Source organism: Enterobacter chinensis (assembly GCF_034008295.1).
Taxonomy (GTDB): domain Bacteria; phylum Pseudomonadota; class Gammaproteobacteria; order Enterobacterales; family Enterobacteriaceae; genus Enterobacter; species Enterobacter chinensis.
On record NZ_JARDVI010000007.1, the window covers coordinates 245,671 to 264,428 of the forward strand.

Below are 18,758 nucleotides of genomic sequence, written 5' to 3' on the forward strand. Positions count from 1 at the left end.
AAAAATAGTTTGCCTGCGCTTTATTTTGCGAGCCAGCGCACAGTTGTGCATTCTCTCAATAGCAGTGTGAAATAACGTAATTGAGCAACCCAAAATGTCTATTCACTATTACTCCTGTATCAACGACTCGCCGCATACCCTGATTATGGAGCTCAATATGCAAGCTTATTTCGACCAACTCGATCGTGTTCGTTACGAAGGCCCAAAAACGACCAATCCTTTAGCATTTCGTCACTACAACCCGGATGAGCTGGTGCTGGGTAAGCGCATGGAAGATCACTTGCGCTTTGCCGCCTGTTACTGGCATACCTTCTGCTGGAACGGCGCCGATATGTTCGGCGTGGGTTCCTTTGACCGTCCGTGGCAACAGCCGGGTGAGGCCATCGAGCTGGCGAAACGTAAAGCCGATGTGGCGTTTGAGTTCTTCCACAAGCTGAATGTGCCGTACTACTGCTTCCATGACGTTGACGTGTCGCCGGAAGGCGCATCGCTGAAAGAGTACCTGAACAACTTTGCGCAGATGGTGGATGTGCTGGCTGCGAAGCAGCAGCAGAGTGGCGTGAAGCTGCTATGGGGCACGGCAAACTGCTTCACTAATCCTCGCTACGGCGCGGGTGCGGCAACCAACCCGGATCCAGAAGTGTTTAGCTGGGCGGCTACGCAGGTGGTGACGGCAATGAACGCCACGCATCAGCTGGGCGGTGAAAACTATGTCCTGTGGGGTGGCCGTGAAGGCTATGAAACCCTGCTGAACACCGACCTGCGTCAGGAGCGCGAGCAGATTGGGCGCTTTATGCAGATGGTTGTCGACCATAAGCACAAAATCGGTTTCCGCGGCACGCTGCTGATTGAGCCGAAACCACAGGAACCGACGAAGCACCAGTATGATTACGATGTAGCGACGGTGTATGGCTTCCTGAAGCAGTTCGGCCTGGAAAAAGAGATTAAAGTTAACATTGAAGCCAACCATGCCACCCTGGCGGGCCACTCTTTCCACCATGAGATCGCGTCTGCGATTGCGTTGGGTATCTTCGGCTCTGTCGATGCTAACCGTGGTGATGCGCAGCTGGGCTGGGATACAGACCAGTTCCCAAACAGCGTGGAAGAGAATGCGCTGGTGATGTACGAAATCATCAAAGCGGGCGGCTTCACCACCGGCGGCCTGAACTTTGACGCCAAAGTGCGTCGCCAGAGCACCGATAAATACGATCTGTTCTACGGCCACATTGGCGCGATGGACACGATGGCGCTGGCGCTGAAAGTGGCCGCGCGCATGATTGAAGACGGCGAGCTGGATAAACGCGTAGCGAAGCGTTATAGCGGCTGGAACAGTGAGCTGGGTCAGCAAATCTTGAAAGGCCAGTTATCGCTGGCGGAAATTGCGAAGTACGCTGAACAAAATAAACTGGCACCGCAGCACCAGAGCGGGCACCAGGAACTGCTGGAAAATCTGGTCAATCACTACCTGTTCGATAAATAACAGCATGTAGGCCCGGTAAGCGCAGCGCCACCGGGCATTTTCAGTTAAGGAATCCACTATATGTACATCGGGATCGATCTTGGCACATCGGGTGTGAAAGCCATCCTGTTAAGCGAGCAGGGCGACGTGTTAGCAACGCAGACAGAAAAGCTGCAGGTTTCACGTCCGCATCCGCTGTGGTCGGAACAGGATCCGGAGCAGTGGTGGCAGGCGACGGATCGTGCAATACAGGCCTTAGGTGAACAACACAGTCTGCGTGACGTCAACGCGCTGGGGATTGCCGGCCAAATGCACGGCGCTACGCTGCTGGACAGTCAGCATCGTGTGCTCCGTCCAGCCATTCTCTGGAACGATGGCCGATGTGCAGAAGAGTGTGCACTTCTTGAGACGCGTGTTCCTGCCTCTCGCGAGATTACCGGCAACCTGATGATGCCCGGCTTTACTGCGCCTAAATTGCTGTGGGTTCAGCGCCACGAACCGGACATTTTCCGTCAGGTGGCAAAAGTTTTGCTGCCAAAAGATTATCTGCGCTTTCGTATGACGGGCGATTTTGCTTCCGACATGTCCGATGCCGCCGGCACGATGTGGCTCGACGTGGCGAAACGTGACTGGAGTGAGGCGATGCTGGATGCCTGCCATCTGACTCGTGAACATATGCCCGCGCTGTTTGAAGGTAGTGAGGTGACAGGCACATTGCTGCCAGCGGTTGCTGAACGCTGGAATATGCCTGCCGTACCGGTGGTTGCCGGGGGCGGTGACAACGCGGCGGGGGCTGTCGGTGTCGGCATGGTTGAGGCAGGGCAGGCCATGCTTTCGCTGGGAACGTCTGGCGTCTATTTTGCCGTCAGCGACGGGTACCGCAGCAATCCTGAAAGCGCTGTGCACAGCTTCTGCCATGCCCTTCCGGGGAAGTGGCATTTGATGTCGGTGATGCTCAGTGCAGCCTCTTGCCTGGACTGGGCGGCAAAGCTCACCGGCATGGCCGACGTTCCGGCGCTCATTTCCGCGGCCCAGCAGGCGGATGACGGTGCGGGTACAGTCTGGTTTTTACCGTATCTTTCTGGAGAGCGTACGCCGCATAACAACCCGGAAGCGAAAGGGGTGTTCTTTGGCTTAACCCATCAGCATGGCCCGGCTGAACTGGCGCGTGCGGTTCTGGAAGGCGTGGGGTATGCACTGGCCGACGGGATGGACGTGGTGCATGACTGTGGCCTGAAACCGGCAAGCGTCACCCTGATAGGCGGCGGCGCGCGAAGCCCGTACTGGCGACAGATGCTGGCGGATATCAGCGGGTTACAGCTGGATTTTCGCACCGGTGGCGATGTCGGGCCAGCGCTCGGCGCAGCGCGACTGGCGCAGATAGCCATGAACCCGGAAAAACCGCTTTCGCAACTGTTGCCGCAGCTTACGCTTGAACAGGCGCATTTGCCTGACGCGGCACGCCATGCGCGTTACGCGGAAAGGCGCGACGTGTTCCGCAAAATCTATCAGCAGTTACTGCCGCTGATGTCGTAAACACGCTTGTCCGACAGAGGCACGACGATGTCCTTTTTTGGTCTGTGCGTGCCTTTATTTCCTTGCCAGTATGGTGTCACACCCACTGGCGAGGAGAACCATCATGTCACGCATTGCATTAATCAACATCGATACTCAGCAGTCATTCCATCATCGTCATTACTGGCAGGAAGACGAAATTCCTGCCTTTCAGCAGGCGATGCTGGGGCTGATTGAAGGCTGCAAAGCGCGCGGTATTCCGGTCGTTGATATTTTTCATGTTGATGAAGACGGCCCCTTCACGCTGCAAAGCGGCTATGTCAAACCGATGGCCTTTTTGCGTCATCAGCCGGATGTGGTTTTCCAGAAACACGTCCATAATGCCTTCACGGATACCGGGCTCGACCGCTGGCTGCGTGAACGTGATATCAACCAGCTGATTATCTGCGGCATTCGTACTGAACAATGCTGTGAAACCACCGCACGGGTGGCATCCGATCTGGGTTATGCTGTGACCTTTGTGAGCGAGGCAACGCTGACGTTTCCCATGACGTACAAGGGCATTACCCTTAGCGCAGCGGAAATTCGCCATCGTACCGAAACGGTACTGGCCGGGCGTTTTGCCGAGATTAAAACGGTAGCGGAGACGCTGGAGTCACTGTAATGCGCATCGACGTCTGGTTCGTGATGTTGCCTGGGGTGCTGTCATTAGATATGACGGGCCCGGCAGAGACCTTTGTGCTGGCTGGCGACGCGTTTCGTCTGCACTATATTGGCCCGCAACCTGAGGTTCCGACGTCGATAGGCCTGACGATGAGCGGCATTAAGCCGCTGCCCGAAAGCCTGCCTCCCGGCAGCCTGCTGGTCCTGCCGGGGGTGAGCGACTCCCGCTCTCAATTCTCCACGCCGCAGGCGCAGCAGATTCAGCACTGGCTGATGCGCCTGCAGCCGCAGATCCAGCGCCAGGATATCACCGTGATGTGCGTCTGTTCAGGGGCACTGCTGGCGGCGAAATCGGGCCTGCTGAATAACAGACAGTGCACAACTCACCATGACGTTATTAGCCGTCTACGTACCGCGGTTCCCACGGCGACGATTAAAGAAAACCGGATATTTGTGCAGGATGAGAATATCTGGACCAGTGCCGGGATCACGTCGGGTATCGATCTGGCGCTGCATATGATTAACCGCCTGTGCGGCCCCGAAAAGGCGCTGACCGTGGCGCGTGAGATGGTGGTCTGGTTCCGACGTTCCGGTGACGATCCTCAGCTATCTCCGTGGCTACGCTACCGCAATCATCTTCATCCGGCCATCCATCGGGCGCAGGATGCGCTTACCGCCGAGCCGCAAAAAGCGTGGAGCGTGCCAGATATCGCCGCGCTGGCGCACGTCAGCCCGCGTCACCTTACCCGCCTTTTCCAGTTACATTTAGGGATTAGCGTTCGCGATTATCTGGAGCAGCTGCGTCTGGCGGTGGCGGAGCAGTGGTTATTGCAGGGGCGCGGTGTGGAACAGGCTTCACTGGCGGCAGGCTTCTCCTCTCCACGCCAGTACCATCGCGCCCGGCAGCGAAGCGTTAACTGACGAAGCGGCGTGTGTCTATTTTTTGCAGCAGCATCGACAGCAGCAGGCTGACAACCAGCGTAGCGGCAAAAATCCAGATAATATCCAGCACCGGCCAGCTTTTTAGCTCTACGCCTCTTGTCCGCAGCGCGTGGATCACCAGTGCGTGAAAACCGTAAATCCCGAGAGAGTGCCGCGAGATCATACTCAGTACGGGCAGGGGACGCGTGTTCAGAGTGTTTTTGGCGAGCGTGAGCAGCGAAACGGCACAGATAAAGACCATTGGCCCGCAATACAGATACCAGGTATCGGCAAAATTGCCGCGCCACTGCAGCTCATGTAGCGTCCCGCGCGCAATGACGATCACACCAGCAATAAACAGCGCCGCGCAGAGCCAGTTCAGACCGCGTTTTTGCGTGTCCATCATGCCGATAGCGCGCCCCAGCATGCCGTAAAGCACGTAGTAAAAGGTATCGCCGTTGATATAGAGGTTGACCGGCAACCATTCAAATCCGTCGATTTTCTGCGAGACCGTATTCGGGTTGGCGATAATGCCGATCACCATCATCAGGGCCAGAAGCATTTTTCCGCTGACATTTTTCACCTGAATGAGGGGGGAGACCAGATAGATAACGATAATGGCGAAGAAGAACCACAGATGATAGAACACCGGTTTTTGCAGCACGTATTTCAGCGATAGCCCGGCGTTAATTGAGGTGAACAGGGTGATATAGACCAAGGCAATGGCACTGTAGAATCCCAGGCAGGCCGCGATACGAATGAAGTGCCTCGGTTGCGCGCTACGCTCGCCAAAAAAGAGAAAGCCGGAAATCATAAAGAACAGCGGCACGCTGACGCGTGAAGCAGAGTTTAGAATATTGGCGATATCCCAGTTAACGGGGCTGATGCTGTGCGCATTTGTGATATACCAGGTCGTCGTGTGGATCATGACCACCATCAGACACGCTATTCCTCGCAGGTTATCAATCCAGTTAATTTTTGACTGCATCAGATCCTCGTATTCCCTGTAAATTGAGTGTGACTACCATTGTCCAAAAGTCTTCGTTTGGAAAATTCTGAGTTTTATTCAGCAGGCTTGTAGGGAGGCCGCGAGATTCGCAGAATGCCGGACCTTAATCTATAAAAGCTTTGATACTAAAAATAACAGCCACTGACCAGGGCGGTAATAAAAATGATGATGAAGCGTGCGGCGTCACTCTTTCTGCTGGTAATCCTCGCGGGATGCAGTGCCCCACAAGAAGCCCCTGTGCAAAAAGCGCAGCAGGGCAAAATGAGCCCGGAGCGTTCACTAAATATGGAAGCGCTTTGCAAAGATAGGGCTGCCCGACGTTATAACTCAGACGTTCAGGACATTGATGTCACCGGGTTTGTCCGCTTTCAGGGAAGCTATGAGCTGCGGGGCCATACGTCACGTAAAGAGGGCTTTGTCTGCTCGTTTGATGCGGACGGCCAGTTTTTACACCTCTCCATGCGCTAGCCTGCTCGTATAATCAACAGCCAGACGTCCACGACGTTCTGGCTTAACTGCTTATTTCCCAATTTTCCCTAAACAACCCCGTTTCGTACTGTATATCTTGCAGCCAGCGGGTATACTGGTCCCTTCCATTTAAAACCACACGTATCCAGCACGAAATACTATGCAAAAGTTTGATACCAAGACCTTCCAGGGCCTGATCCTGACCTTACAGGATTACTGGGCTCGTCAGGGCTGTACCATTGTTCAACCTTTGGACATGGAAGTCGGCGCCGGCACTTCACACCCGATGACCAGCTTACGCGCGTTGGGGCCAGAGCCAATGGCGACCGCGTATGTGCAGCCTTCCCGTCGTCCGACCGATGGCCGTTACGGTGAGAACCCGAACCGTCTGCAGCATTACTATCAGTTCCAGGTGGTGATTAAGCCATCACCAGACAATATTCAGGAACTGTACCTCGGGTCGCTGAAAGAGCTGGGTATGGATCCAACCATTCACGACATCCGTTTCGTGGAAGATAACTGGGAAAACCCAACGCTGGGTGCCTGGGGTCTGGGTTGGGAAGTGTGGCTGAACGGAATGGAAGTGACCCAGTTCACTTACTTCCAACAGGTTGGCGGTCTGGAATGTAAACCGATCACGGGTGAAATCACCTACGGTCTGGAGCGTCTGGCCATGTACATTCAGGGCGTAGACAGCGTTTACGACCTGGTCTGGAGCGACGGCCCGCTGGGTAAAACCACCTACGGCGACGTGTTCCATCAGAACGAAGTGGAGCAATCCACCTATAACTTCGAATACGCTGACGTGGACTTCCTGTTCACCTGCTTCGAGCAGTATGAGAAAGAAGCGCAGCAGTTGCTGGCGCTGGAGACTCCACTGCCGCTGCCTGCTTACGAGCGTATTCTGAAGGCCGCCCACAGCTTCAACCTGCTGGACGCCCGAAAAGCCATCTCCGTGACTGAACGTCAGCGCTACATTCTGCGTATTCGTACCCTGACCAAAGCCGTTGCAGAAGCTTACTATGCGTCCCGTGAAGCCCTTGGCTTCCCGATGTGCAACCGAAACAAATAAGAGGCGGCCATGTCTGAGAAAACTTTCCTGGTGGAAATCGGCACCGAAGAGCTGCCACCAAAAGCCCTGCGCAGCCTGGCTGAATCTTTCGCTGCGAACGTGACTGCTGAGCTGGATAACGCTGGCCTGGCACACGGTAAAATTGAGTGGTTTGCTGCCCCGCGTCGTCTGGCGCTGAAAGTGGCAAATCTGGCGGCGTCTCAGCCGGATCGTGAAGTGGAAAAACGTGGCCCGGCAATTGCCCAGGCGTTCGACGCGGAAGGCAAGCCGAGCAAAGCGGCTGAAGGCTGGGCGCGCGGTTGCGGCATCACCGTTGACCAGGCCGAGCGTCTGACCACCGACAAAGGCGAGTGGCTGCTGTATCGCGCCCATGTGAAAGGTGAGAGTGCAGAAGCGTTGCTGCCTGACATGATCGCCACCTCGCTGGCGAAGCTGCCAATTCCTAAACTGATGCGCTGGGGCGCGTCCGACGTGCACTTCGTGCGTCCGGTTCATACCGTGACCCTGCTGCTGGGCGATACCGTCATCCCAGCCACCATCCTGGGTGTGGCGTCCGATCGCGTGATCCGCGGCCACCGCTTTATGGGTGAACCGGAATTCACCATCGACAATGCCGACCAGTACCCGCAGATCCTGCTGGAACGCGGTAAAGTCATTGCCGACTACGAACAGCGTAAAGCCAAAATCAAAGCGGACGCAGAAGAAGCGGCGCGTCAGATCGGCGGAAATGCAGACCTGAGCGAAAGCCTGCTGGAAGAAGTGACCTCTCTGGTGGAATGGCCGGTTGTGCTGACCGCGAAGTTTGAAGAGAAATTCCTGGCCGTTCCGGCTGAAGCGCTGGTGTACACCATGAAGGGTGACCAGAAGTACTTCCCGGTCTATGCCAACGACGGCAAGCTGCTGCCAAACTTTATCTTCGTGGCGAACATCGAATCGAAAGATCCGATCCAGATTATCTCCGGTAACGAGAAAGTGGTGCGCCCACGTCTGGCGGATGCCGAGTTCTTCTTCAACACCGACCGTAAAAAACGTCTGGAAGATCATCTCCCGCGCCTGCAAACCGTGCTGTTCCAGCAGCAGCTGGGCACGCTGCGCGACAAGACCGACCGCATCGCGGAGCTGTCCGGCTGGATCGCCCGTGAAATCGGCGCGGACGTCAATCACGCGACGCGTGCGGGCCTGCTGTCCAAGTGCGACCTGATGACCAACATGGTGTTTGAATTTACCGACACCCAGGGCGTGATGGGGATGCACTACGCGCGTCACGATGGCGAAGCGGAAGATGTGGCTGTTGCTCTTAACGAGCAGTATCAGCCGCGCTTTGCGGGTGACGAACTGCCGTCCAACCCGGTTGCCTGTGCGGTGGCGATTGCCGATAAGATGGACACCCTGGCGGGTATCTTCGGTATCGGTCAGCATCCGAAAGGCGACAAAGACCCGTTTGCGCTGCGTCGTGCTGCGCTGGGCGTGCTGCGTATCATCGTTGAGAAGAACCTGAACCTCGATCTGCAAACGCTGACCGAAGAAGCGGTGCGTCTGTACGGCGATAAGCTGACCAACGCGAACGTGGTGGATGATGTGATCGACTTTATGCTCGGTCGTTTCCGCGCGTGGTATCAGGACGAAGGTTACACCGTTGACACCATTCAGGCGGTGCTGGCGCGTCGTCCGACCCGTCCGGCTGACTTCGATGCGCGCATGAAGGCGGTTTCCCACTTCCGTACGCTGGAAGCGGCATCTGCCCTGGCCGCAGCCAACAAGCGTGTATCCAACATCCTGGCGAAATCCGACGAGACGCTGAACGAGCGCGTGAACGCCGCGACCCTGAAAGAGCCGGAAGAGATTGCTCTGGCGATGCAGGTTGTAGTGCTGCGCGACAAGCTCGAGCCGTTCTTCGCGGAAGGTCGCTACCAGGAAGCGCTGGTGGAGCTGGCTGAACTGCGTGAAGTCATCGACGCCTTCTTCGAGAAAGTGATGGTGAACGTAGAAGATAAAGAGCTGCGTATTAACCGTCTCTCTATGCTCGAGAAACTGCGCGAGCTGTTCCTGCGCGTAGCGGATATTTCGCTGCTGCAGTAATGTGCCCGTTGTTACAAATGCTAAAAACCCGCTTCGGCGGGTTTTTTTATGGGGCTTTTGTAGGCTGGATAAGCGCAGCGTCATCCGGCAGGCTTAGCCGATCGCGATTGTGCCTTCATCCGTCTTCAGCCAGCGCGGTGCCTTTAGCGTATCGGCAAAGTAGCTGACCAGTTCGCACAGCAAATCTTCCATCACGATTTCAGATTGTCGCGGCAGTGAGCCGTTCATCAGCATCTGCGTAATCTCCTGACAGTAGCGCTCCAGTTCGGCCCGCCATTGAGATGCAACAGGCCGTACGACACAGAGCCTGTGTCGCCAGTGAAGTGATTCAGGGTTCCAATCCCGGCACCTGATTTTGCAGGTGCAAAGAGAACTTACTGATCATCAAAACAGGCGGCAATAGATTTGGGCTATGCCACTGAGGATACTACCATTTCTGGTAAGAGGCTCGCAAAATTACCGTCTGTTCCCCCTCACCCCAGCCTCTCCCAAAGGGAGAGGGAGTATAAGTCGTCCAAAATTTAACCTTGAAACGTTCAACACATTACCGCTATCCTTATCCGCGTTAACTTTCTCGCGCTGGAGCGCCCCCCAAAAATGAACAAACACGACTGATGAATTTCGATCCTTGCTAAACGCCACCGCGTCGGCAGGGGATGTTTTGATTTCATTCAGGAGTGCTTATGGCTCATTTTGCGCAGTCCCCTTCTTTTATTTTGCATCAGGTCACCTGTCAGTTTCCGACGGGCGATATTCTTTTTGGTCCGCTGAATCTAACGCTTGAACCCTCCCTGTGCGCGCTGGTTGGCCGCAACGGCAGCGGGAAAACGCGTCTGTTGCGCATGCTGGCGGGGCTGGATGAACCGGCTACCGGTCATATTGAACGCTTTGGCTCACATGTCTATGTGGCGCAGCAGCACGCTATTTCTCCGCAGACGACGGTTGCGGAACTGCTCGGGTACGACGCGATTTTTGCGGCGCGTAAGCGCATTGATAGCGGCGATTACGAACCTGACGATCTGGACACGCTCGACGGCCACTGGGATGTCGCCGAGCGCCTGCGCGAGGCGTTTATCAATGCGAAGCTCCCACCGTTTGACCCGGATAAACCTGCCGGTGAACTCAGCGGCGGCGAGCGTATTCGTGCCCTGCTGTGCGGGGCGTTTACGGCGGACGCGGACTTTCTGCTGCTGGACGAACCCACTAACCATCTGGACCGGCAAGGCCGGGCGTGGTTCTACGACCAGCTCAGTCGTTTTCAGGGCGGCGTGCTGGTGGCCTCCCATGACCGCGAACTTCTGGAGCTGGTGCCGCGTATTCTTGAACTGAGCCCTTCGGGCCTGCGCAGCTACGGCGGGAATTATGCGGATTATCAAACCCAGCGCGATGCCGAACAGCAGGCGGCCCGCGCGGCGATGGAACATGCTGCAACCGAGCGCAAACGGACCCGGGCACGCATGCAAAAAGAGCATGATGACAGCCAGCGGCGTTCGGCAAAGACATTACGCACCGTCGATACCCTGAATATCGCCTCGTTTGAGCGGGTCAAATATAAAGGTGCGGCAAAGGAACGGATCGGCGCCTGGAAAAAACAGCATAGCGATCAAAATGCGGTGCTGAACGCCGCGGTCAACAAGGCTCGCGAACGGGTTGAAGAGGATAACCCGGTGATGTTTACCCTACCGGGAAGTCAGATCCCGGAGGGCAAACAGGTGCTGGTGCTGGAGGAGCTGGTGTTGCCGCATGTGCCTGTTCCACCCATCACCTGGCGCATGGACGGACCGATGCGCGTGGCGTTAAAGGGCCCCAACGGCTGCGGAAAATCGACGCTGTTAAAAACGATCCTCGGCGAGATCGCCCCACGTTCAGGTATCTGTAAAGTTTCCGTCAGCTGTGCTTATCTCGACCAGCATCTGTCGCAGCTCGATCTTTCGCAGTCGGTCATGACGCATCTCAACTTGAGTCATACGCCACTGGAAGAGGGGGTATTGCGCACCCGTTTAGCGCAGCTTCAGCTGGGGGCCGATAAAGTCACGCTCCCGCTGGCGGCGCTCAGCGGCGGGGAGCGTCTTAAGGCCGCCCTGGCCTGCGTGCTGTGGCGTGCAGAGGCCACGCAGCTTCTGCTCCTGGATGAACCGACCAACCATCTGGATCTGGCTTCGGTGCAGGCGATTGAAGCGGCGCTGGCCGGTTTCCCCGGGGCTCTGCTGGTGGTATCACACGATGAGGCTTTTTTAAGAGGATTAACATTAACGCATGAATGGGTCTGGGAAGAGGCGGGCTGGCGTTGTGATAGCCTTTAAAACACAAGCCCCCGCAAAGGCGGGGGCATTCAAACTTCACTATGCTATCTGTTTGCTGAGTGCAGGGTTGGCCTGAATCAGGCGCATCAGCCTTAACTCGGTTGGGGTGGGTTTCTCACGTTTTGACTCCCACTCCTGCACCATAGCCACGCTGACACCCATCGCTCTGGCGAATTCTTCCGTTTTCAGTCCTGTCCCTTTGCGCAATTGCTCATATTCTGTAAAGGGATTGGATTTTTGTTGCAGGGTAATCGTCTGCGGTACATCTTTAAAAATGATCTGTTCCAGACTGCTCAGCAGTTCAAACTCAGGATCTTTATATTCCATTGAGGACTCCTCTTAAATCTCACATCGTGATCAAGAACATCAGAGAGCCAATTAAGAATAGTCCCTAATACAAACCCAGGATCCTCGCGGTTGTGATTAATCGTGCGGTAACGATCGCTTTACCCGATTCAGCGATATGGATAGTTATGCTAATTCCCTGATTAGTCATATGTCGGCTTCGTCAGGTATTTTTTTGTAAATGGTAAGAAATAAATCGGCAATAGCCGTTTTGCATGAAAAGAGTATCTTGCAAGGCTGACCTGGACTATCCTTGTCAGCGTCGGGCACGCGTGTGCCGGTGTGCGCTTTTTTGGGTGAAAGGAGTAATAAAATGGCGACAGGAAAGTCCTGCTCTCGCTGGTTTGCGCCTATTGCGGCGTTGTTGATGGTTGTTAGCCTGAGTGGGTGTTTTGATAAAGAAGGCGATCAGCGCAAAGCGTTTATCGATTTTCTGCAGAATACAGTGATGCGCAGCGGCGAGCGGTTGCCAACGCTGACTGCGGATCAGAAAAAACAGTTTGGCCCCTTCGTGTCCGATTACGCCATTCTTTATGGTTATTCACAGCAGGTGAGCCAGGCGATGGATTCCGGTATCCGTCCAGTGGTGGATAGCGTGAACGCCATCCGCGTTCCACAGGATTATATGACGCAGCGTGAACCGCTACGCCAGTCCAACGGTGCGCTTGGCGTGCTGAGCCAGCAGCTGCAAAATGCGAAAATGCAGGCTGATGCGTCACGTTCTGCGCTGAAGCAGGGCGACGATCTCAAACCGGTCTTCGATAAAGTGTATGAGAAAGTGGTGACCAAACCTTCTGAAGCACTGCAACCGTTGATTCCAGCCGCGCAAATTTTCACGCAGCAGCTGGTTCAGGTGGGAGACTTTATCGCCCAGCAGGAGGCTCAGGTGAGCTTTGTTGCCAATGGCATTCAGTTCCCGACCTCACAGCAGGCTAGTCAGTACAATACGCTGATTGGGCCGCTGGCCTCCCAGCATCAGGCTTTTAGTCAGGCCTGGAGTATAGCCGTTACGGCCACAGAATAAACCGAAAAAACCCCGCCTCAGGCGGGGTTTTTTTATACATACAGAAAATAACGCTTGTCATTCCTCTACCATATCGGTATAACTATTCCTGTCGGTTTGTTACACAGACCTAAAGCAGTTTAGTAAAGCAGTCCAGATTGTTATCCATAGATACCCTTCGTAGTGACCCTTCCTTCATCGCTTAAAAATCTGTAACGCAACCCATCAAGCCGGAAGGCACAATATATTTTTAATAAGGTAATTTCTATGTCTGGTAAAATGACTGGTCTGGTAAAATGGTTCAACGCTGATAAAGGTTTCGGCTTCATCACTCCTGACGATGGTTCAAAAGACGTGTTCGTACACTTCTCTGCTATCCAGAATGAAGGCTACAAATCTCTGGACGAAGGTCAGAAAGTTTCCTTCACCATCGAAAGCGGCGCTAAAGGCCCAGCAGCTGGTAACGTTGTAAGCCTGTAAGCTTCCAACCCAGTAGCAAAAAATTCTAAAACCCGCCTTCTGGCGGGTTTTTCGTTTCTACCGTTGTACCTGCGGATTCACGCAGTTTATCTCCACCTTACCGCTTAGGGCGGCGATAAGGTTATCTACCGCTGTGGCCGCCATGTTGTAGCGTGTTTCATGTGTTGCCGAGCCGATATGGGGCAGAGCGACCACGTTAGGCAGCGAAAGCAGTGGAGAATCCACCGGCAGCGGCTCCTGCTCGAATACGTCCAGACCTGCGGCGTGGATCTCACCGTTTTGCAGGGCTTCAATCAGCGCCTCCTCATCCACCACCGGGCCACGACCCGCGTTGATGAAAATGGCTGACTTCTTCATTTTCTCAAATGCCTCTTTGCCAATCAGATGACGTGTCTCGTCCGTCAGCGGCAGGACCAGGCAGACAAAATCGGCTTCCTGCAGCAGGGTATCCAGTTCACAGTAACGGGCGTTGAAACGTTCTTCGGCTTCACTGTGATGGCGACGCGCGTTATACAGAATCGGCATGTTAAAACCAAAATGCGCGCGCTGCGCCAGCGCCAGCCCGATACGCCCCATGCCAACAATACCGAGCGTTTTGCCGTGAACATCCACGCCGAACCAGTCCGGACCAATGCTTTTTGTCCATTCGCCCGATTTGACGCGCTCAGCCACTTCCACCACGCGACGGGCCGTGGTGAGTACCAGCGCCATCAGCGTGTCGGCCACGGTTTCCGTCAGGGCATGTGGCGTATGCATCAGCAGGATCTTGCGGGCGTTAAGGGCATCTACGTCGAAGTTGTCGTAACCCACGGAAACGGTAGAGGTAGCACGTAGCTTCGGCATTTTCTCCAGCAGGGCGACATCCACTTTCTCGCTTGAACCCAGCAGGCCTTCGGCGCTGGCGAACGTATCGGCGTGCTGTGCCACGGTCTCCGGGCTCAGATTCTTCACCTGCGTGACGGTGAAGTGTTCTTCAAGGCGTTTCTGCAGATCTTCCGGCAGTGCTTTATACAAAATGACGGACGGCTTCATGCTAATCTCCGTTGATTTTTAAGGATTCAGGCGTGGCGAGCGCCGACAGGGTGCTGTTGATTATTAGCAGGCTTAACAATCAGAGTAAGCCACACGGAAGCGAAAAGTGCCACCCCCATAAAGATGTACGAGGCTGACGGACTGCCGGTGGCACCGTTCAGGTAACCGACGAACCAGGAGCCGCAGAACGAACCCAGCGCACCCATACTGTTAATCAGCGCCATCGCGCCACCTGCCACGTTACGCGGCAGCATTTCCGGGATGATGGCAAAGAACGGACCGTACGGGGCGTACATGGCTGCACCGGCAATGACCAGCAGAGCGTAAGAGGCCCAGAAGTGATTCGCACCCACGGCCCAGGAGCCAATGAAAGCAAAGGCAGCGATCAGCAGCAGCGGCCAGACAAACAGCTTACGGTTCTGCAGCTTATCCGATGCCCACGATGCGACGATCATGGCGATGGTTGCTGCCAGATACGGTACGGAAGAGAGCCAGCCAACTTCTACCATGCCGAGGTTTTCGCCGCCGCTGCGGATAATGGACGGCAGCCACAACACAAAGCCGTACACGCCAATGCTCCAGGTAAAGTATTGCGCGCACAGCAGGATCACGTTGCGGGAGCGGAAGGCTTCACCATAGTTACGTACTGCCTTCAGCCCCTGCTGTTCTTTATCCAGCTGCGCCTGCAGTGCCGCTTTTTCATCTTCGGAAAGCCATTTCGCCTGTGCAGGTTTATCTTTCACCAGCACCCACCAGCAGAATGCCCAGATCACAGCCGGAACCCCTTCGATGATAAACATCTCGCGCCAGCCGAAAGACTGGATCAGGTAGCCAGACACCACCGACATCCACAGTACCGTGACCGGGTTACCGAGGATCAGGAAGGTATTCGCGCGTGAGCGTTCAGATTTGGTAAACCAGTTGCTGATGTAGATCAGCATCGCGGGCATGACCGCCGCTTCAACGACGCCGAGGATAAAGCGAATGGCAGCCAGGGCTGGAATATTGTTCACCATGCCGGTCAGTGACGCGCAGGCACCCCACAGAATCAGACAGATGAAGATCAGCTTACGCACGCTGCGGCGTTCCGCATAGATAGCGCCGGGGATCTGGAAGAAGAAGTAGCCCAGGAAGAAAAGGGCACCCAGCAGGGAGGAGACACCTTTGGTGATCCCAAGGTCTTCGGTGATCCCCGCCGCGGACGCGAAACTGAAGTTGGCACGGTCAAGGTACGCCAGGCTGTACGTGATAAACACGATTGGCATGATGTACCACCAGCGTTTTACTGCATTGGTCGAACTGTTCATAGGCTTGCCTCTGTTGTTGAGGTTGTTACCGCCGTTGTCTGTAGGGTACACGGTGGCTTAATTATTTGGTGCGGCTTGCTGCCCCCACCCTGGCCCTCTCCCACAGGGAGAGGGAATTTAAACGCCGAGCTCTGCTCGCGTTGGTAATCCTTCGCTGTCGCCCTGTACCTGAATGGCCAGCGAGCCAATCTTGTTACCCCGCGCGACGGCCTGCTGCAGCGTTTTGCCTTCCAGCAGGGCGCTAATAACGCCCACGGCAAAACCATCGCCCGCGCCGACGGTGTCGACAACGTTCTCAACCTTCACCGCAGCGACCGCGCCCTGTTCGCCGTCGGCCGTTTTAAACCATGCGCCATCGGCACCGGTTTTCAGCACCACCGCTTTTACGCCTTTATTCAGGTAGAAGTCGGCAATGCCTTCCGGCGTGCTTTCTCCGGTCAGGATCATCCCTTCTTTCAGGCCTGGCAGAACCCAGTCCGCCCTGAACGCCAGATGGTTCAGCTTCTCGACCATTTCCGCTTCGCTTTTCCACAGCACCGGGCGCAGGTTAGGATCGAAAGAGATCGTTTTTCCCTGGGCTTTCAGCGTTGCTGCCGCATGATCCAGCAGTTCATACGAGCTGGCAGAGAGCGCTGCCGCCACGCCGCTCAGGTGCAGATGGCGCGCACAAGCAAAATAGTCGGCGTGGTAATCCGCCACGGAGAGATGGCTTGCGGCCGATCCTTTACGGAAATACTCCACGATGGGATCGGTTCCATTTTCGACTTTCGATTTAAGCTGAAAGCCGGTAGGGAAGCGTTCGTCGAGGGTGACGCCTGAGGCATCAATACCCTCTTTTTTCAGCGAGTTGAGAACGAAATGGCCAAAGCTGTCGTCCCCCACGCGGCTGACCCAGCCGACGTTCAGGCCGAGACGCGCAAGTCCCGTCGCGACGTTCAGCTCGGCGCCTGCCACGCGTTTGATAAAGTGCTCCACAGCGCTCAGCTCGCCCGTTTCGGTGGCGACGAACATCGCCATGGCCTCGCCGATCGTGATGACATCCAGCGTCTTGTGCATGATTTACTCCTCGCGTAGCAGGTTGACGTAATGGCGGGTAACGGCGGTTAAATCCGCCCCTTCCAGCGGGAATTCGATACCGCGCGGGGCATCGGCTGGCAGCTGGCTGAGCAGATCCAGCCAGCGCGCATCGGCGCGGTCCGGTGCGACGGCGCGGAAGTTATCTTTATGCGGCACGGCGGCTTTCACGTGGATATAGCTCACGGCAGAGGCCAGATGGCGGGCCGCTTCTTCGGGAGAGTCACCGACCCACAGCCAGTTACCCATATCGAAGGTCAGCGTGATGGGGAGCGCCATTTCCCGGCAGGCGGCCTGGAAGCGCTGCATAGGCGCAAGCTGACCGCAGTCGGTCTGATCGTTCTCCACGACCAGCGCCATGCCGCTGGCGTTCAGCAGGGTACGCAGGGCTTCGAGAGGCTGTGCGTCGCTAAAATGGCCCAGGGAAACCTTGAGCCACAGCGCGTTCAGGGTGTTGGCCTCAGAGAGATAGCGGGGTAGCTCCGGGTTGAGGGTGCCGTCCGGCATAAACAGGGCGGCAGGAGCGGAGTAGCACGCCAGCAGACCCAGCAGCTCAATGGATTCACCCAGCGCAGGCAGCGCCAGCAGTTCTTCGCTGTTGAACAGCTCGCGGCGGATCTCCACGCCGTCTGCCCCTGCGCCTGCAATAACGGGAAGTATTGCCCGCTGACCGCCTGCCTGTCGCACCTGTTCCGCGCCATACGCGGCGGTGACCACCATAATTTTCCTGTCCATCTTCGGACTCCATCGCAACATATCAATACTATTACGCTAGGTGGAACCGGTTCCAAAGAAAAGGTCAGGATGTCGAATTTATGATCGGTATCACAAGGGAAAATTAACGCGCGGTGGAGCCGCGAACGATCAGCTCGCCGGAGAAGACCTGCTCGCGAACGGCATCGCTGATGCCTTCAATACGACGAACTACTTGTTCTACAGCAGCATAGCCAATCTGCCAGGTGGGTTGTTTGAGGGTAGTAATACCGACGCCAGCCAGCTCCGCCCACTCCAGTTCATCAAACCCCAGTAGACCGATGTCGCTGCCCCAGTGCAGGCCAATGCGCTTGAGTGAACGGGCGACCTGCAGGGTTAGCGCCCCGTTGGCAGAGATAACGGCTTTGCGCATTCCGCGATGGCGAGTGTGGAACTGACGAAGGGTGTTGTCGAGCTGCCCGGCTTCGTGAAGCGGGGTTTCGGCATTTTCGGCGATCACACCGGGATAGCGTTCCAGCGTGGCACGAAACGCGCTCAGACGTTCGCGACGGGTGTTAACCATGCCCAATGGTTCGCTCAGAAACAGAATCGCTTCGAAGCCTTGTTCGATGAGATGTTCGGTGGCAGTCGTGGCTGCCTGGGTGTTATCCAGCCCAACTACATCACAGGCAAATTCGGGAATTTTACGGTCGATGAGGACCATGGGCAGGGAGGACTGCTGCAGGCGGTTTAGTCCCTCTTCACGCATGCCCACCGCGTTAACCACAATTCCTTCCACCTGGTAGCTGCGTAGCAGATCGAGGTAATGCAGCTCCTGATCGACTTCGTTGTTGGTATTACAGACCAGCGGCGTGAAACCCTTCTCGCGACAGGCAGCTTCGATACCGCTGAGCACGTTAACGGAATAGGGGTTGGTGATATCGGCGATGATAAGCCCAATAAGGCGGGTGCGGCCACGTTTGAGTCCGCGCGCCATGAGGCTGGGACGGTAGTCGAGATCGGCAATGGCCTGTTCAATTCGAGCCAGCAATGCATCGGACAGCAGGTGTTTCTCGCCGTTAAGGTAGCGCGAAATACTGGTTTTACCGGTTTTGGCGGCTTTCGCCACGTCGCTGATGGTGGCCCGGGTTGGTTTGCTCATCGCTGATTTCCCTGAATTTAGTGAGAATACCTTAGCGGGAAAATCTGACGAAGCAAGTAATTTGCCCGGTGGCGCTACGCTTACCGGAGGTTGCGGTCTGTTGCCCTCACCCCAACCCTCTCCCACGGGAGAGGGCGCAAACACTAAAAACGGCAACGGGGTTGCCGTTTTGC

18 protein-coding genes are annotated in these 18,758 nt (G+C 55.8%); 10 read left to right on the plus strand and 8 right to left on the minus strand.

The features are described 5' to 3' along the window. Positions 1-157: 157 nt before the first annotated feature. The 4 genes from xylA (at position 158) to PYW49_RS20255 (ending at position 4,558) form a co-directional block, all read left to right on the plus strand. Positions 158-1,480, plus strand: coding sequence for a xylose isomerase (gene xylA / locus PYW49_RS20240; RefSeq protein WP_134348435.1), 1,323 nt, complete (start codon positions 158-160; stop codon positions 1,478-1,480). A gap of 60 nt (positions 1,481-1,540) precedes the next feature. Further along, complete coding sequence (gene xylB, locus PYW49_RS20245; RefSeq protein ID WP_320387352.1) at positions 1,541-2,995, plus strand: xylulokinase; 1,455 nt, start codon at positions 1,541-1,543, stop codon at positions 2,993-2,995. A 103-nt stretch (positions 2,996-3,098) separates the two neighbouring features. Beyond that, a complete protein-coding gene (locus PYW49_RS20250) occupies positions 3,099-3,638 on the plus strand; it encodes an isochorismatase family protein (RefSeq protein ID WP_320387353.1) in 540 nt (179 codons plus the stop codon). After that, a complete protein-coding gene (locus PYW49_RS20255; protein ID WP_320387354.1) occupies positions 3,638-4,558 on the plus strand; it encodes a GlxA family transcriptional regulator in 921 nt (306 codons plus the stop codon). The genes PYW49_RS20250 and PYW49_RS20255 overlap by 1 nt, the downstream gene beginning before the upstream one ends. Here PYW49_RS20255 and PYW49_RS20260 read toward each other — a convergent pair. After that, positions 4,551-5,546 (minus strand): acyltransferase, encoded by a 996-nt coding sequence (locus PYW49_RS20260; RefSeq protein ID WP_320387355.1) that lies wholly within the window; start codon positions 5,544-5,546, stop codon positions 4,551-4,553. The genes PYW49_RS20255 and PYW49_RS20260 overlap by 8 nt on opposite strands. A gap of 183 nt (positions 5,547-5,729) precedes the next feature. Between PYW49_RS20260 and PYW49_RS20265 the strand changes: the two genes are divergently transcribed. From PYW49_RS20265 to glyS, 3 genes are all read left to right on the plus strand, one after another. Then, positions 5,730-6,035, plus strand: coding sequence for a YsaB family lipoprotein (locus tag PYW49_RS20265; protein ID WP_134348404.1), 306 nt, complete (start codon positions 5,730-5,732; stop codon positions 6,033-6,035). 160 nt (positions 6,036-6,195) lie between these two features. Next, entirely contained in the window at positions 6,196-7,107 is a 912-nt protein-coding gene (gene glyQ, locus PYW49_RS20270; protein WP_003860141.1) for a glycine--tRNA ligase subunit alpha, read from the plus strand. 9 nt (positions 7,108-7,116) lie between these two features. Further along, complete coding sequence (gene glyS / locus PYW49_RS20275; protein ID WP_134348405.1) at positions 7,117-9,186, plus strand: glycine--tRNA ligase subunit beta; 2,070 nt, start codon at positions 7,117-7,119, stop codon at positions 9,184-9,186. 93 nt (positions 9,187-9,279) lie between these two features. Here the strand turns inward: glyS and PYW49_RS20280 are convergent, their stop codons facing one another. Further along, positions 9,280-9,420 carry a hypothetical protein gene (locus tag PYW49_RS20280; protein WP_320387356.1) on the minus strand — a complete coding sequence of 47 codons (141 nt, stop codon included), beginning with the start codon at positions 9,418-9,420 and terminating at the stop codon, positions 9,280-9,282. Between the two features lie 449 nt (positions 9,421-9,869). On the opposite strand from PYW49_RS20280, the gene PYW49_RS20285 reads away from it, so the two are divergent. Further along, entirely contained in the window at positions 9,870-11,489 is a 1,620-nt protein-coding gene (locus PYW49_RS20285) for an ABC-F family ATP-binding cassette domain-containing protein (RefSeq protein WP_320387357.1), read from the plus strand. Positions 11,490-11,528: 39 nt separating this feature from the next. Here PYW49_RS20285 and PYW49_RS20290 read toward each other — a convergent pair whose 3' ends face one another. Continuing rightward, positions 11,529-11,816 (minus strand): HTH-type transcriptional regulator, encoded by a 288-nt coding sequence (locus PYW49_RS20290; RefSeq protein ID WP_008502755.1) that lies wholly within the window; start codon positions 11,814-11,816, stop codon positions 11,529-11,531. Positions 11,817-12,147: 331 nt separating this feature from the next. Between PYW49_RS20290 and PYW49_RS20295 the strand changes: the two genes are divergently transcribed. Together PYW49_RS20295 and cspE are read left to right on the plus strand one after the other, a co-directional pair. Beyond that, entirely contained in the window at positions 12,148-12,858 is a 711-nt protein-coding gene (locus tag PYW49_RS20295) for a DUF3053 domain-containing protein (RefSeq protein ID WP_134348407.1), read from the plus strand. Positions 12,859-13,104: 246 nt separating this feature from the next. Continuing rightward, on the plus strand, positions 13,105-13,317 hold the full coding sequence (gene cspE, locus PYW49_RS20300) for a transcription antiterminator/RNA stability regulator CspE (RefSeq protein ID WP_006177792.1): 213 nt from the start codon (positions 13,105-13,107) through the stop codon (positions 13,315-13,317). 57 nt (positions 13,318-13,374) lie between these two features. Here the strand turns inward: cspE and ghrB are convergent, their stop codons facing one another. The 5 genes from ghrB to PYW49_RS20325 all read right to left on the minus strand — a co-directional run bounded on the left by ghrB (position 13,375) and on the right by PYW49_RS20325 (position 18,585). Then, complete coding sequence (gene ghrB, locus PYW49_RS20305; RefSeq protein WP_320387358.1) at positions 13,375-14,349, minus strand: glyoxylate/hydroxypyruvate reductase GhrB; 975 nt, start codon at positions 14,347-14,349, stop codon at positions 13,375-13,377. 26 nt (positions 14,350-14,375) lie between these two features. Next, complete coding sequence (locus PYW49_RS20310; protein WP_134348409.1) at positions 14,376-15,656, minus strand: MFS transporter; 1,281 nt, start codon at positions 15,654-15,656, stop codon at positions 14,376-14,378. A gap of 117 nt (positions 15,657-15,773) precedes the next feature. After that, the gene (locus PYW49_RS20315) at positions 15,774-16,712 is read right to left on the minus strand and encodes a sugar kinase (RefSeq protein ID WP_320387359.1); all 939 of its coding nucleotides are present in this window, start codon (positions 16,710-16,712) and stop codon (positions 15,774-15,776) included. Positions 16,713-16,715: 3 nt separating this feature from the next. Further along, positions 16,716-17,465 (minus strand): sugar phosphate isomerase/epimerase family protein, encoded by a 750-nt coding sequence (locus PYW49_RS20320; protein ID WP_320387360.1) that lies wholly within the window; start codon positions 17,463-17,465, stop codon positions 16,716-16,718. 103 nt (positions 17,466-17,568) lie between these two features. Then, positions 17,569-18,585 carry a LacI family DNA-binding transcriptional regulator gene (locus PYW49_RS20325; protein WP_320387361.1) on the minus strand — a complete coding sequence of 339 codons (1,017 nt, stop codon included), beginning with the start codon at positions 18,583-18,585 and terminating at the stop codon, positions 17,569-17,571. Positions 18,586-18,758 lie beyond the last annotated feature (173 nt).